The sequence below is a fragment of the Microbacterium tumbae genome, assembly GCF_054780175.1.
Genome location: NZ_BAAGWV010000001.1, coordinates 1,584,767 through 1,597,526, shown reverse-complemented (window position 1 = coordinate 1,597,526; position 12,760 = coordinate 1,584,767). Strand labels below are relative to the sequence as shown.

Sequence of the window (12,760 nt, the reverse complement as noted above, 5' to 3'; positions counted from 1 at the left end):
CGGGTAAGCAGTTCGCCTTCCGCGGGCACACGTGCCAGCCGTCGGCGGTTTCCCCCTGCCACCCTCAAGATAACAGCGACCGTTACATCTGCATCGACCAGGCCTGAATACCCAGGATCTCCTCAGGTTCGCAAGCCGTGGCCGCTGCCCGACTCCACGGTCACCAGATCGTTGTCGGATGAGAACGGCTCCGGAGGCCGTCTGCCCTCGTTCGACCAGGCGATCGCCAACCCCACGCAGAACCAGAGGTACATCCCGTACTGCGTGATCAGCGCGACGACGACCAGGCTCGGCAGCTGCCCGACCACCGCGAGCGACGCCGGGCTCCGCGTGCTCTTGCGCACGGCCGCGAGGGCCGCGCAGACCAGCGCCGCGACCAGCAGCAGCGTCGGCACCCAGCCCACCCTCAACAGGATCAGCAGGAGCGCGTTGTCGATGGTGCGGGCGAAATAGCCGAGGTACTGGTCCCCGACCACCCTCGACTGCCAGTCCCCCGGACTCCCGAACAGCTGGACCTGGGACAGGAGCACGAAGAGGTCGCTGCGATACCCTCCGCTGACCGCGAGATCGTCCTCCGCCGTCCCGAAGACCGCGTCGACGATCGGCATGACGACCGCCAGCGCCGCGAGCGCGACGACGGCGAAGGTGACCCGGAACACCCGCGAGACGCCGGGGAGGAGGAAGGTCGACAGGATCAGGGTCAGCACGAGCGTGATGATCCCGGCACGGCTGAAGGTGAGCACCGCCCCCGCGCTAACCACGGCGACGGCGAGGATCTTCGGCACGAGAGGCCATCTCGTCGCGACGACGAAAGCCACGGACATCGCCAGCGAGGCGCCGAGCGCTATCGAATGCCCGAACGCCCCCTCGGCCCGGGGAACACCGCCGCGATACTGCAGCGTGCTCCAGACCTCGTGCGCCTCACCCGTCCCCGGGATCAGGATGAACGGATTCCACCCCACGACGAACTCGAGGATCGTGAGCACGCCGGCGATCGTCGCGACGACGGCGATCACCACGACCACCCAGTCCTCGCCGACGCGCGCCAGCACCACTCGCCCCCAGATATAGGGCACGACCCATTCGAGGATCGCGATGGTCATCGCCGAGAGGGTGACCGAGCCCATCCCGTACAGACCGACCGTCAGCACGATGAACCCGATGACCCACAGGTCGGCGACGCGCAGCGGCACGAGAGACCAGTTGACGACGATGAGGAAGATGGTCAGGGCGGTGATCGCGGCCCAGAAGATGCCGGCGGACGCCCCCACCCAGACCGGGACGAAGAAGAGCACCCCTGACCAGGCGACGAAGGCCGCCCGGGGCGCCACCCGTGCGGCGAAGACGCCGATGACCACCGCTGCGAGCGCTCCGACCGCGAGCAGCACGGTCGGCACAGCGGTGGTCATGCGAAGTGATCCTACTCCGGGGCGTTGACGGTGAAGGATTCGAAGAGGAGGTTCAGCGTCGCGGTCGCGGTGCCCGTCCGATAGCCGCTCAGCCCGACGGATCCGGCGCCCTGCAGCGCCGCGGTGCTGTCGGTCGTGGTCAGCTGCCAGGTGGCCGGCTCCGTCGCGCCGTCCGCCCAGAACTTGGCGGACAGCGTGGTCGGCGAGGCGCCGGCGACGGAGACCTTCAGGTTGTAGACCGTGTCGGGGCTGTACGTCACCCCCGCGAGCGGCTGGGAGGCCAGCAGCGTCGACCCCCGGTGCGCCACGAGCCATACGGTGCCGTCAGGGCGGAGCCATGCGCGCACGAGATAGCGGTCGTCCCCCGACTGCCGGGCGACGACTCCGACATAGCTGCCGCCCGACTCCGCGCCCGGATTCACGCGGAACCGCGTCTCGATCACGCTGTCCGCGACCGCCGTGCCGTTCAAGGTGACGTGCCGAGTGCCCCCGGCGGCGAGGGCGAGCTTCGCGGCGCCGTCTGCGACCGAGGCGACGGCGGCAGAACCGCCGGTGACGGTCCACGCTCCGCCGGTGGGGGCGGTGCCCCACGAGGACGTGGCCGAGCGATCGAACTCGTCCTGGACGAGCGGTCCACTCGGCTCCTCCGCACCCTCGACCGTGATCTCCTCGGAGGTGCTGTGCGTCGCACCGTCGTCATCCGTCACCGTCAGGGTCACCGTGTACGTCCCCGCCGACGCATAGTCATGCGAAGCCGTCGCACCCGAACCCGTCGAATCATCGCCGAAGTCCCACGCATACGATGCGATCGAGCCATCCTCGTCCGAGGACCCCGCGCCGTCGACGGACACCGACAGCCCGGACACCGACGACGTGAACGACGCCACCGGAGGCGCATTCCCGGCCACAGGCGCGGTCGCCGTGATCTCCTCGGAGGTGCTGTGCGTCGCACCGTCGTCATCCGTCACCGTCAACGTCACCGTGTACGTCCCCGCCGACGCATAGTCATGCGAGGCCGTCGCCCCCGAACCCGTCGCATCATCGCCGAAGTCCCACGCATACGACGCGATCGAGCCATCCTCATCCGAGGACCCCGCGCCGTCGACCGACACCGACAGCCCCGACACCGACGACGTGAACGACGCCACCGGAGGCGCATTCCCGGCCACAGGCGCGGCGAGATCCTTCACCGTGAAGTCGTCGAAGCTCATCGCATTGGCACCGGCGCCGCTGGCGGAACGGTAGCCGTAGACGGTGGCCGCTCCCGCGACCTGCAGGGCCGCCGTGCTGTCCGTCGTCTGAAGCTGCCAGTTCGCGGGCTCGGCGGAGCCGTCCGCCCAGAGCTTCGCCTTGATCGTCGTCGGGGAGCTCCCGGCGACCTCCGTCGCGAGATGGAACGTACTGCCGGCCGACCACGTGACACCCGACAGCGGAACCGAGGCGATCGCGGTCCCGTTGCGCTGGATCACGAGCCAGGTCGAGCCGTCGGCCCGATGCCAGGCCGCCGCACGATACCCGCCCTGGTCCCCGCGCCGCGCTCCCACGCCCGCATAGAGGATCCCGCTGGCCGGCCCGTTCTGGAGCGTGTAGGTGACCCTCGACTCGCTGTCGAGGATCGAGGTGGAAGCGAGCACCAGCTCGCGCGTCCCACCGACGGCGATGTTGAGCCTTCCCACGCCGTCGCCCACGGTCGCAACGGTCGCGGAACCGCCCGTGACCGTCCAGACGCCGCCCTTGTCGGCCGAACCCCATCCGCTCGAGACCGCACGGTTGAAGGCGTCGGAGGCCGCGAACACGTCCGCGGTCACCATGAAGGACTGCGAGGTGCTGTGCGAGGAACCGAGGCTGTCCGTCACGGTGAGCGTGATCTCGTAGTCGCCGTCCTCGGTGTAGGGGTGCTCGGCCGTCGCTCCCTCACCGTGAGCGGAGTCGTCGCCCCAGTCCCAGTCGTAGGAGAGCTCGGCGCCGTCGGAAGCCGTCGAGTCGCTCCCGTCGACCGTCACCGCGAGCCCGGAGGCCGAGGCGTCGAACCGCGCCACCGGATCGGCGTGCGTGACGACGACGTCCTGCGTGAGCTCGGCGGCGGCGCCGCGGTCGTCGGTCACCGTGAGCGTGACCGGATAGGTTCCGGACTCCGCGTAGGCGTGCGAGGCCACCTGCCCCTCGCCGTCCGCGCTGTCATCGCCCCAGTCCCACTCGTAAGAGGCGATGGCTCCGTCGGAGTCGTTCGACCCGGAGGCGTCGACGGTTGCGGTGAGACCGCTCGTCGTGCTCGTGAAGGCGGCCTCCGGCAGCGCGTTCGGCCCCAGGACGTCGATCTGCTGCTGCGTCTTGGCCGTGCGTCCGTTGCTGTCGGTCACCGTCAGCGTGACGGTGTAGGCGCCGCTCGTCGCATAGGTGTGCGACACGGTCTCGCCCGAGCCGGCCGGGCTCTCGTCGCCGAAGTCCCAGCTGTAGCCCGTGATGGTCGCCGATCCCGCGGCGGCCGAGTCGCCCGCGTCGAAGGAGGCGTCCGCGCCGTCGGAGGTCGCCGTGAACGCCGCGGTCGGCGCTGCGAAGCCCTTCCCGATGCCGTAGTGGTTGCCCACCTGGTTCGCGCTCAGCGCGTAGTCGTAGACGGCGACCTCGTCGATGGAGCCGTCGAGGTAGCTCGAACTCGGCGTCGACGGCCATCCGCCGAGGTTGTCGCCACCGATGCGCCAGTACCCCAGGTAGTCCTGCGCGGAGGTCACCGAGGCGTTGGACGCCGCGAGCTGCCCGTCCACGTAGAGCCGTATCCCTTGCGCACTCTGGGATGCCACGACGTGATGCCATTGGCCGTCGTTGTAGCCCGTGCCGCTCTGGATGGTCTGCGCGCTGCCCGGATAGACGCCGAAGACGAGCTGCCCGTTGTCACGGATGTAGACATGCCGGTCGTAGCTCCCGGAGTTCCCCGACGCCGCGTCGCCGTAGCCGATCAGCTTGCCGCCGTTCGTGCTGGTGGTGCGGAACCAGAGCTCGGTGGAGAACTCCCGCGACGCGGCGACCCTCGAGCTGGAGACGATCCTGCCGTTGGACGTGCCGTTCAGGTTGGAGCGCCCCGTCGAGGAGTTCTCGATGCCGGACGCCGCCGATGAGACGCCGCTGCCGAAGACGGCCTTGTTCGCTCCCGCCCAGTCCTGATCGGTGTCGCCGAGGGGATAGTAGAGCTGCGGAGAGTCGTCGATGATCGCGTTGACGTACTCGGACGCCTCGCCGTCGGCGACGGTCACGGAGACGGCCTGGCTCGTCGCCGTGTTCCCGTCGCCGTCCTTCGCGACCACCGTGTAGGTGTACTGCGCCCCTGGCGTCGCGGTCGTGTCCTCGAGCGTCAGGCTCGGCCGGTTCCACCACGTCGACGAGGCCGAGAGAGTGGCGACCGGGGCGCTCGTGCCCGAGCGGCGCAGCTCGTAGGTGAGGTCCTTGTCGTCCCGGTCCCAGTTCGCCTGGACCGAGACGCGGGCGCGTCCTGGGATGAGCGAGAGCGCGCTCGGCACCCAGCTGGCGCCGGTCAGACGCGGCCTGTCCTTCGCGCCGCCGGGCGGCGTGGTGGAGAAGCGCACGATGCCCTCGAACTGCAGGTTGTTCACGGCCCTGAACTCACCGGCGACCGAGATGACCTCGCCGACGCCGGTGATGGACAGACCCGCCTGCCCGAGACCGGTGGTGTTGCCGACGGCCATGTCCGGGTACCAGGCATAGGGCGAGGGCGCAGGCGTCCCCTGCCAGTTCACGTACGTCGAGCCGGTGGCCGGCTGATAGCCCAGCGTGCCCCGTGCGTCCGCCGTGTACGCCTCCAGGAACCGGTGGGTGCGCGGGTTCTGCTCCGGGGCCAGCCCCAGGGTCGAACAGGCATGCGTGTGGCTCGTCGTGTACACGGTCTCACCCGTGGAGTAGACGCCGTAGTGGTCGCCGAGGCAGTCGGCGATCCATCGGATCTGGCCCGTTCCGGCCTCCGCCGCGAAGGTCCCCTCGAGGTTGCCGGTCGCCGCGTCCGCGAACACCCAGCCCGTTCCGTACACCGCGTCGTCGTCCGCGGCGAGCGTGAAGATCCCCGCCTTGCCCGCGTTGCCGCCGGAGCCGCGCCCGTTCTTCACGGTCTGCGGAACGGCCCAGGCCGTGTCCAGCTCTCCCGTGAGCTTGTCGACGGCGGCGGTGCCGCGCATGCTCGTGTCGCCGTTCACCTGCGAGAACCGGCCCGCGACGATGACGTCCTGTCCGTCCGGGTCCATGATTAGGGCGTCGGTCTGGAGGTCGCTCTGGGGCGCCCAGGGCAGCAGCGCCCCGTTGGCGGCGTTGAACGCCGCCAGGTTCTTGCGCGCGGTGCCGTTCGCCTGGGAGAAGAGGCCGCCGACGTAGACGGTCGAGCCGCTGACGGTGATCGCGTAGACGCCGCTGCCGCCGACCGAGGGGGAGAAGCCCGGCACCAGCTGTCCGGTCGTCGCGTCGAGGGCGGCGAAGCTGTAGCGGGTCTGCCCGTTGACCTGCGTGAACGATCCGCCGATGTAGATGCGCGTGCCGTCCGGCGAGGCCGCGACCGACTTGACGACGCCGTTCACCGTCGGCGCGAAGGGCAGCAGGGCACCGCTGTTGATGTCGTAGGCGAGGACGTTCGACCGCGGGGTCAGCTGCGTGCCGGGGGCGGCCAGCGGCGCCTTCGCGTTGTCGAACTTGCCCACGGCGTAGACCGTGGAGCCGATCGTCGCCTGCGCCCAGACGTAGCCGTTGTCGATCTGGACCGTCGGGATCGCGTCGGCCGTCACGACGTCGTCGTCGCGCTGGAGCAGCGGCGGCGGCTGAGGCGGATCGTCGGCGGCGACGGCCGCCTGCCCCGACAGCACGGTCAGCCCCGTGACGATCAGTGCGGCGGTCGCGATGGAAGCGACGGATCGGAGCACCCCGATGCCCCGTTGTGAGTTCCCCATTGTTATCCCCAGTCCTGCGGTGTGAAAGAGCATTGAGCAGAGCGGGCCCCGCTCGATCGGGAGAAGAGACCCCTGATCGGACGACGCCGATGAACGACTACGCGACGGTGCCGCTGAAGAGCGCGACGGGCTCCCCCGCCGCATAGTTCACGCTGACCGTCACCGCGCGCCCCTGCGCGGGATCGAGCATGAAGACATAGGACCCCTCGACCGAGGCCCCGGGAGCGACGTCCCCCTGGAGCGGCCTGTTGGGGCCGGCTGTCGTCGCGACGCCGGTCTCGCCGTCGTCCGTGACCACCATGACGACGGCGGAGTCGATGTTCTGCGCGGCATCGGAGCCGTTCTTCACCGAGACCCTCACGATCACCGCGCTCCCGGCGTACTCGCCGGGAGTCTCGGGAGTGACGGTCGTCGTCTCGATGGAGTCCACGGCGACGGCCATCCCCGTCGAGAGCGTGATCGTCTCGTCGAGAGCACCGTGCTCCTCCGGCAGCGCCGGGGCTTCGGTCGGCCCCTCCGCCGTCGGATCGTCCGGCGCGACCCAGCTGGTCGTGACCGGATCGGTCGCGCTCTCCCCGTCGTCCGTCTCATCGCCGGCGGACGCCACCGTGCAGCCCGCGAGGGCGACGGACAGCGCGAGCACCGGCGCCACGAGCGCAACGGCCTTGCTGCGTGCGCCGATCCCACGGCGCGTGAAAACACTGAACATCGTCAGTCCCCAGATTTCCCCAAATCCCCAGCATCGCGAGAACGCGATACGTGGCTCATCGTAGGGCAAGCCGGGCTCCGCCGCAACAGATCGATGCGCGACCTCAGCGGTGGCCGGCGGTGTTCATCGCGAGGGGACCCTGTTGAGCTGTGCGATGATCGCCTCGGCGGCCTCCGCGACGTCCTTCAGCGTGCGGGCGTGCGCGCGGGCGCTGCCGCCGTGCCGATCGGCGATGCTCATGGCGTCGTCGGTGTCGCGGCCACGTCGCCGGAGCCCCCGGGCGACCGGCGCCGGCGCCAGGGAGGACCTCGCTCGGTCCAGGTGGGACGCATACTCCGCGACGCCGCCGGTGCGACGCTCGAAGCGCGAACCTCGATAGGCGGCCTCGCGAAGCGTGTAGGTGCGATCGCGGACCGCGGGAGAGAGACGCACGACCTCGCCGCGGACCTCGCGCGAGGCGGTGAGGATCAGAGCGGCCTCGTCGAGCATCTCCCGCGAGACCGCACAGGCGCCATGGGAGGCCGCCAGCTCGGCCCATTCCCGCGTGGAACGATGCCCGGCGACGAGGGAGCACACCGCGTCGCCGTCGTGCGCGTGCGTGCCTGCGCTCTCGACACGGATCCCCGACGCATCCAGATCGGCCTTCATGAGCATCTCGGCGAACGGCGAACGGCAGACGTTCGCCGTGCAGACCACGAGGATCAGGTCCGAACTCATCGCTTCCCCGCCCCGGCGCGCGGGCGTCCGCCTCCATCGGCGACGGCCGGGCGCGTGATTTCGGCGATGGCCTCGCCCACCGCGGCGATCGTGAAGAACCGCCGGCTCCGCTCCCGCTCCTGTTCGTCGACCGATCCCGCGTCCGCGTGCCGGATGATCTCCGCGGCGAAGCGCTCAGCGGTGTCGGCGACCTCGACCTGCGCCACGCACTCGGGCGGAAGCCCGCGGACCCCTTGCCGTCGCGTCACGATCGGGGCCGGGGTCATCAGCATGTCGAGCATCTTGAGCTGGACCCCGCTGCCGATCGCCACGGGGTTGACCAGGATCTTGGCCCCGAAGAGATGGGGGTAGACCGTCGGCACGTCGTAGAACGTGCGCACCGCCGGATTCGCCGCGAGCTCGGCGGCGAACTCCGGCCGAGCGCTCGATCCGACGACGCTCAGGGTGAGCTCCGGACGCTCCGAGCGCACGATCGGAAGCACCTCGTCGATGAGCCATCGGATGCCGCCGACGTTGTTCGGGAGGCTGAGCCCCCCGACGAAGACGATGTCACCAGGGATCACCTCGTCGGGCGGACCGGTGACGGCGAGCTCCGGAAGGGGCGGCAGCCACCGTGCATCCGTCACGCCGTGCCGCTGCCAGAAGACGAGGTCGTCGAGCGAGATGTCCAGTACCCGGCTGGACGCCTTCATCAGAGCGAGCTCGTACCTCTTCAGGCCCACGGTCGCGAGCGTCCAGGCGATCCGGTTCCGCCTGCGCGAGGTGGCCTTCGCCTGACGTCGGAGATAGACGTGCTCGACGTTGTGCGAGCGGTATGCGATCGGGGCGCCGTACTCCGCGGCGTACCGCCTCCCCGCCTCGCCGAGCCAGGGACCGTCGAGCCAGATCAGGTCGGGGCCGAACTCCCGGACGGCCGCATCCGCGGCGATGCGCGCTTCGCCCGCGGGGACCGCCTTCGCGACCGACCACGGCACCCTGCCCACCCCCGCGAGCCGCCGGATGGTGCGGGCGAGGCCGCGCTCGACGGGGAACGAGAACCGCGACGCGACGACCTCGTCGATGGCCGCGAAATGCGCGGGGGACGGCGCGATCGGGCCTTCCGTGTCGTACTGGTGGAGCAGCATCACGGAGTGCCCGAGAGCGACGAAGGCCTCGATCCTGCGCCAGATGTCAGCCCGCCCGCCGCCGGCGGGCGGATACGGTGTGTACGCGGCGCATACGAGTATTCTCATATCCTCATCCCGATATCCGATCCCCCGACGCCTCCGGGGAACGACCCACGTGATGCGACTGTAGTGCCAGCCAGTATACGAATCGCAGGAAGGGCATGGTCGAAGCAATGGACTCCGGCACCGATGCGGGGGAGACGGCGGTCTCGGAAGACCCGCTCGCGACCCTGGCCGTCCTCGTCGTGAACTACGGCTCGCACGAGATCGTCGAGGCCAATCTGGCGAAGTCGCTCTCCGACGGCTTCGCCGGCCAGGTGATCGTCGTGGACAACTTCAGCACGGCCGCCGAGCGCTCGGCCATCGCGGCGGCCTGCGAACGCCACGGATGGGATCTGCTCGCCCTCCCCCGCAACGAGGGGTTCGGCGGGGGCAACAACCGCGCCGCGGCGCGCGCGATCGAGAACGGCGCCACCGAGCTGCTCCTGGTGAACCCCGACGCCTCGCTCTCGCCGGAGACCATCCGCGCGCTGCAGGCTCAGGTGCGCGAGGACCGAGGGCTCCAGCTCGCCCCGACCGTGCTCCGCCCGAACGGCGCGCTGTACACCGCGGAGGTCGACCTCCACCTGGGGATCGGAGAGATGCGCGGGAGGGGCCGGCGCCCGGCCGGCACGGATCCGGACAGCATCCACACCTGGGTCAGCGGCGCATGCTTCGCCATCAGCACGGAGCTCTGGGAGCGGATCGGCGGCTTCGACGACGACTACTTCCTCTACTGGGAGGACGTCGACCTCTCCCGGAGGGTCGTGGACGCCGGCGGCACGGTGCGGGCCGACCCGACGCTGCGCGCCGTCCACGACGAGGGCGCCACGCATCGCAGCTCCGGGGCGGGGCAGGCGAAATCGCCGATCTACTACTACTACAACGCGCGGAACCGTCTGCTCTATGCGGCCAAGCATCTCGGGCCGGCCGACCGTCGACGGTGGCTGCGCACGACGCCGCGCGCCTCGTACCGGATCCTCCTGCAGGGCGGGCGACGGCAGTTCATCCACCCGCTGCGGACCTTCTGGCCGGCACTGCGGGGAAGCCTGCACGGCATCCGCCTGCTGAGGGCGGCGGAGCGCGCCGGTTCCGCCGCCTCTCCCGCGGATGCGGAGAGACCCGACCGCCCAGCGCTCCGGGTCATGCAGTCGTTCGGCGCACCACTGCCGACGACGAATCCCTACATCACGATGCTCGACGAGGCGCTGGCCGGCGCGGACGGCGTCGAGCACCTGCGGTTCTCGTGGCCGACCGCCCTCTTCGGCCGCTACGACGCGTTCCAGTGGCACTGGCCGGAGGCCAAGCTGCAGGGGACGACACGGGGGAAGTCCGCGGGCAAGTACCTGCTGACCTGGCTGCTGTCGCTGCGGCATTCCCTGTCGCGAAGGATCGCCGTCGTGCGCACGGTGCACAACATCGAGCTCCCGGACGACACGCCGGCCAGGCTGCGGCTGCTGCGCAGGATCGAGCGCCAGACCGATTACCGGATCGCGCTCAACACCACGACCCCGCTCCGTGAGGACCAGCCGCACAGCCTGATCCTGCACGGCCACTACCGCGACTGGTACGGCCGGCATCCGCAGGCCGAGCGGATCCGCGGCCGGCTGGGGACGTTCGGCGGCGTGCGGCGCTACAAGGGCGTGAACTCCCTGATCGACGCCTATGCGGATGCCGTGGGGATCGAGCCTTCCCTGAGTCTCAGGGTGGGCGGCAAGCCGTCGACCCCTGAGCTCGCGGACGATCTGCGGGAACGGACGTCGCATCTCCCCGGGGTCTCACTGCAGCTGGCCTTCCTGAGCGACGCGGAGCTCGTCGAGCTGGCGACGTCATCGGAGCTCGTGGTCCTCGCCTACCGCTTCATGCACAACTCCGGCAGCGCACTGGCGGCGCTGTCGCTCGATCGGCCCGTGCTCGTGCCGAGGAACGCTCCGAACGAGGCGCTCGCCGCCGAGGTCGGCGCCGAGTGGGTCCTGATGTACGACGGAGAGCTCGACGGCACGACGCTGGCGGATGCCTGGCGCGCCGCCTCCGTCCGCTCCGGCGCACCGGATCTCTCGCGCCGAGAGTGGACGGACACCGGCGCCGCTCACGCGGAGGCGTTCCGCGCCGCCGTCGCCGTCAAGCGCCGGCGGCGGACGTCGAGGGCGGCCGAGGGCCGCTGAGACCGGCACGCTAGTATGCCCTTGGAGAGCCTTCGGCGTCTCCTGGGAACAGCCGTCCGGCGGGTCCAGGGGAACCCGGATCGGGACGACGGCGGCGGAGCCCCCGCGACCGCAGCCGGTCGACGGGACGGGAGCCGGGAACGGAGAGGTGACGCGTTGACCGTCAGAGAGTCCATCCGCGCGCTCCGAGAGGCTCAGAAATCGTCGTCGGGCGCACCGGCGTACTCCCGGTTCGTCAACCGTCCCCTCGGCCGCGTCTTCGCCGCGGTCGCCCACGCGATCGGGATGACGCCCGACCAGGTCACCGCGGTCAGCGCGGTGTGCACCTTCGCCGGGATCGCAGTGATCGCCCTCGTCCCGCCCACCCTGCTGAGCTCGCTGATCGTCGTCGCCCTGCTGGTGCTCGGGTACGCGCTCGATTCCGCCGACGGCCAGCTGGCGCGCCTCCGAGGCGGCGGCAGCCCGCGCGGCGAATGGCTCGACCACATGGTCGACGCGACGAAGATGTCGAGCATCCACCTGGCCGTCCTCGTCTGCTGGGCACGCTTCTCCGAGATCGATCCGGGCTGGCTCCTGGTCCCGATCGGCTTCACGCTCGTATCCACCGTCTTCTTCTTCGGCGTGATCCTCTCCGACCTGATCCGCCGCACCAGCGGCACCGGTCCGCGCGAGTGGTCGGCGCGGGCGCAGCAGGTGCGCACCTCCCCGCTGTTCGCCCTGGCCGTCCTGCCCGCCGACTACGGGCTCCTCATGCTCGTCCTCGTGACGCTCTGGCTTCCGACCGTCTTCCTCGTCCTCTACACGGCGCTGCTGGCCGTCAATCTCCTGATCCTGATCGCCTCGCTCGTGCGCTGGTACCGCTCGCTGCCTGCAGAGGCGTCCCATGCGTGAGTTCACCGGCATCGAGCGAGGGCGTCGCCGGGCGCAGCTCAGCCTGTACGCGCGCGTCGCCGGCATGGCCGTGCGGGGAGCGCTCCGCCGGCCGTTCTTCGGCAAGTCCTCCGGCGCACTCCTCGTCGGCCGGCGCGTGCGCATCACCAACCCCTCCTGGATCACCCATACCGGAAGGCTGGTCCTCGAGGACGGCGTCGAGCTCCAGGGACTCTCCCAGCGCGGCATCCGCTTCGGCTCCGACGTGTCGATCGGCCCCGGCGTCGCCATCCGTCCCTCGTCGTACTACGGCGGAGAGGCCGGCGTCGGCCTCGTGATGGGGGATCGTTCCAGCTTCGCGACGGGATGCTTCGTCGGATGCTCCGGCGAGATCACGATCGGCGACGACGTGCTCTTCGGCCCAGGCGTCAGGATCTACTCCGAGAACCACGTCTTCTCGGACACCGACACCACGATCAGATCCCAGGGCGTCAGCCGGAGCTTCGTCCGCATCGGGGACGACTGCTGGATCGGCAGCGGAACCGTCATCGCGGCAGGGGTCACCATCGGGACGGGGGTCGTGATCGGCGCGGGAAGCGTCGTGACCAGGGACATCCCGGACTACAGCGTCGCCGCGGGCAGTCCTGCCCGCGTGATCCGGAGCCGGAAGGTCGAGGACGTCTGAGGGGCGTGCGGCGCACGGATCGCGGCGCACGACGCCCACGGCCCCGCGTGACGGAGG

General features: G+C 70.3%; 8 protein-coding genes. 3 read left to right on the top strand and 5 right to left on the bottom strand.

Translation table 11 applies throughout. From position 1 onward, the window contains the following. Positions 1–122: 122 nt before the first annotated feature. The 5 genes from ACYVGQ_RS07185 to ACYVGQ_RS07165 all read right to left on the bottom strand — a co-directional run bounded on the left by ACYVGQ_RS07185 (position 123) and on the right by ACYVGQ_RS07165 (position 9,010). On the bottom strand, positions 123–1,409 hold the full coding sequence (locus ACYVGQ_RS07185) for a hypothetical protein (RefSeq protein WP_460783889.1): 1,287 nt from the start codon (positions 1,407–1,409) through the stop codon (positions 123–125). Positions 1,410–1,420: 11 nt separating this feature from the next. Continuing rightward, the gene (locus ACYVGQ_RS07180; protein ID WP_460783888.1) at positions 1,421–6,325 is read right to left on the bottom strand and encodes a PKD domain-containing protein; all 4,905 of its coding nucleotides are present in this window, start codon (positions 6,323–6,325) and stop codon (positions 1,421–1,423) included. Between the two features lie 124 nt (positions 6,326–6,449). Then, positions 6,450–7,061, bottom strand: a complete 612-nt coding sequence (locus ACYVGQ_RS07175) for a DUF4352 domain-containing protein (protein ID WP_460783887.1) — start codon at positions 7,059–7,061, stop codon at positions 6,450–6,452. A 123-nt stretch (positions 7,062–7,184) separates the two neighbouring features. Continuing rightward, complete coding sequence (locus tag ACYVGQ_RS07170) at positions 7,185–7,778, bottom strand: arsenate reductase/protein-tyrosine-phosphatase family protein (RefSeq protein ID WP_460783886.1); 594 nt, start codon at positions 7,776–7,778, stop codon at positions 7,185–7,187. Continuing rightward, positions 7,775–9,010, bottom strand: coding sequence for a glycosyltransferase (locus ACYVGQ_RS07165; protein WP_460783885.1), 1,236 nt, complete (start codon positions 9,008–9,010; stop codon positions 7,775–7,777). The genes ACYVGQ_RS07170 and ACYVGQ_RS07165 overlap by 4 nt, the downstream gene beginning before the upstream one ends. Before the next feature lie 95 nt (positions 9,011–9,105). Between ACYVGQ_RS07165 and ACYVGQ_RS07160 the strand changes: the two genes are divergently transcribed. The 3 genes from ACYVGQ_RS07160 (at position 9,106) to ACYVGQ_RS07150 (ending at position 12,703) form a co-directional block, all read left to right on the top strand. Further along, positions 9,106–11,148 carry a glycosyltransferase gene (locus ACYVGQ_RS07160; protein ID WP_460783884.1) on the top strand — a complete coding sequence of 681 codons (2,043 nt, stop codon included), beginning with the start codon at positions 9,106–9,108 and terminating at the stop codon, positions 11,146–11,148. A gap of 156 nt (positions 11,149–11,304) precedes the next feature. After that, positions 11,305–12,039, top strand: coding sequence for a CDP-alcohol phosphatidyltransferase family protein (locus ACYVGQ_RS07155; protein ID WP_460783882.1), 735 nt, complete (start codon positions 11,305–11,307; stop codon positions 12,037–12,039). After that, complete coding sequence (locus ACYVGQ_RS07150; RefSeq protein ID WP_460783881.1) at positions 12,032–12,703, top strand: acyltransferase; 672 nt, start codon at positions 12,032–12,034, stop codon at positions 12,701–12,703. Before ACYVGQ_RS07155 ends, ACYVGQ_RS07150 begins: the two co-directional genes overlap by 8 nt. Positions 12,704–12,760: the final 57 nt, after the last annotated feature.

Bases quoted from the DNA above. Each gene is read 5' to 3' on its own strand.
- ACYVGQ_RS07185 (WP_460783889.1), bottom strand. From the start codon at position 1,409: ATGACCACCGCTGTGCCGACCGTGCTGCTCGCGGTCGGAGCGCTCGCA.
- ACYVGQ_RS07175 (WP_460783887.1), bottom strand. From the start codon at position 7,061: ATGTTCAGTGTTTTCACGCGCCGTGGGATCGGCGCACGCAGCAAGGCC.
- ACYVGQ_RS07170 (WP_460783886.1), bottom strand. From the start codon at position 7,778: ATGAGTTCGGACCTGATCCTCGTGGTCTGCACGGCGAACGTCTGCCGT.
- ACYVGQ_RS07165 (WP_460783885.1), bottom strand. From the start codon at position 9,010: ATGAGAATACTCGTATGCGCCGCGTACACACCGTATCCGCCCGCCGGC.
- ACYVGQ_RS07160 (WP_460783884.1), top strand. From the start codon at position 9,106: ATGGTCGAAGCAATGGACTCCGGCACCGATGCGGGGGAGACGGCGGTC.
- ACYVGQ_RS07150 (WP_460783881.1), top strand. From the start codon at position 12,032: ATGCGTGAGTTCACCGGCATCGAGCGAGGGCGTCGCCGGGCGCAGCTC.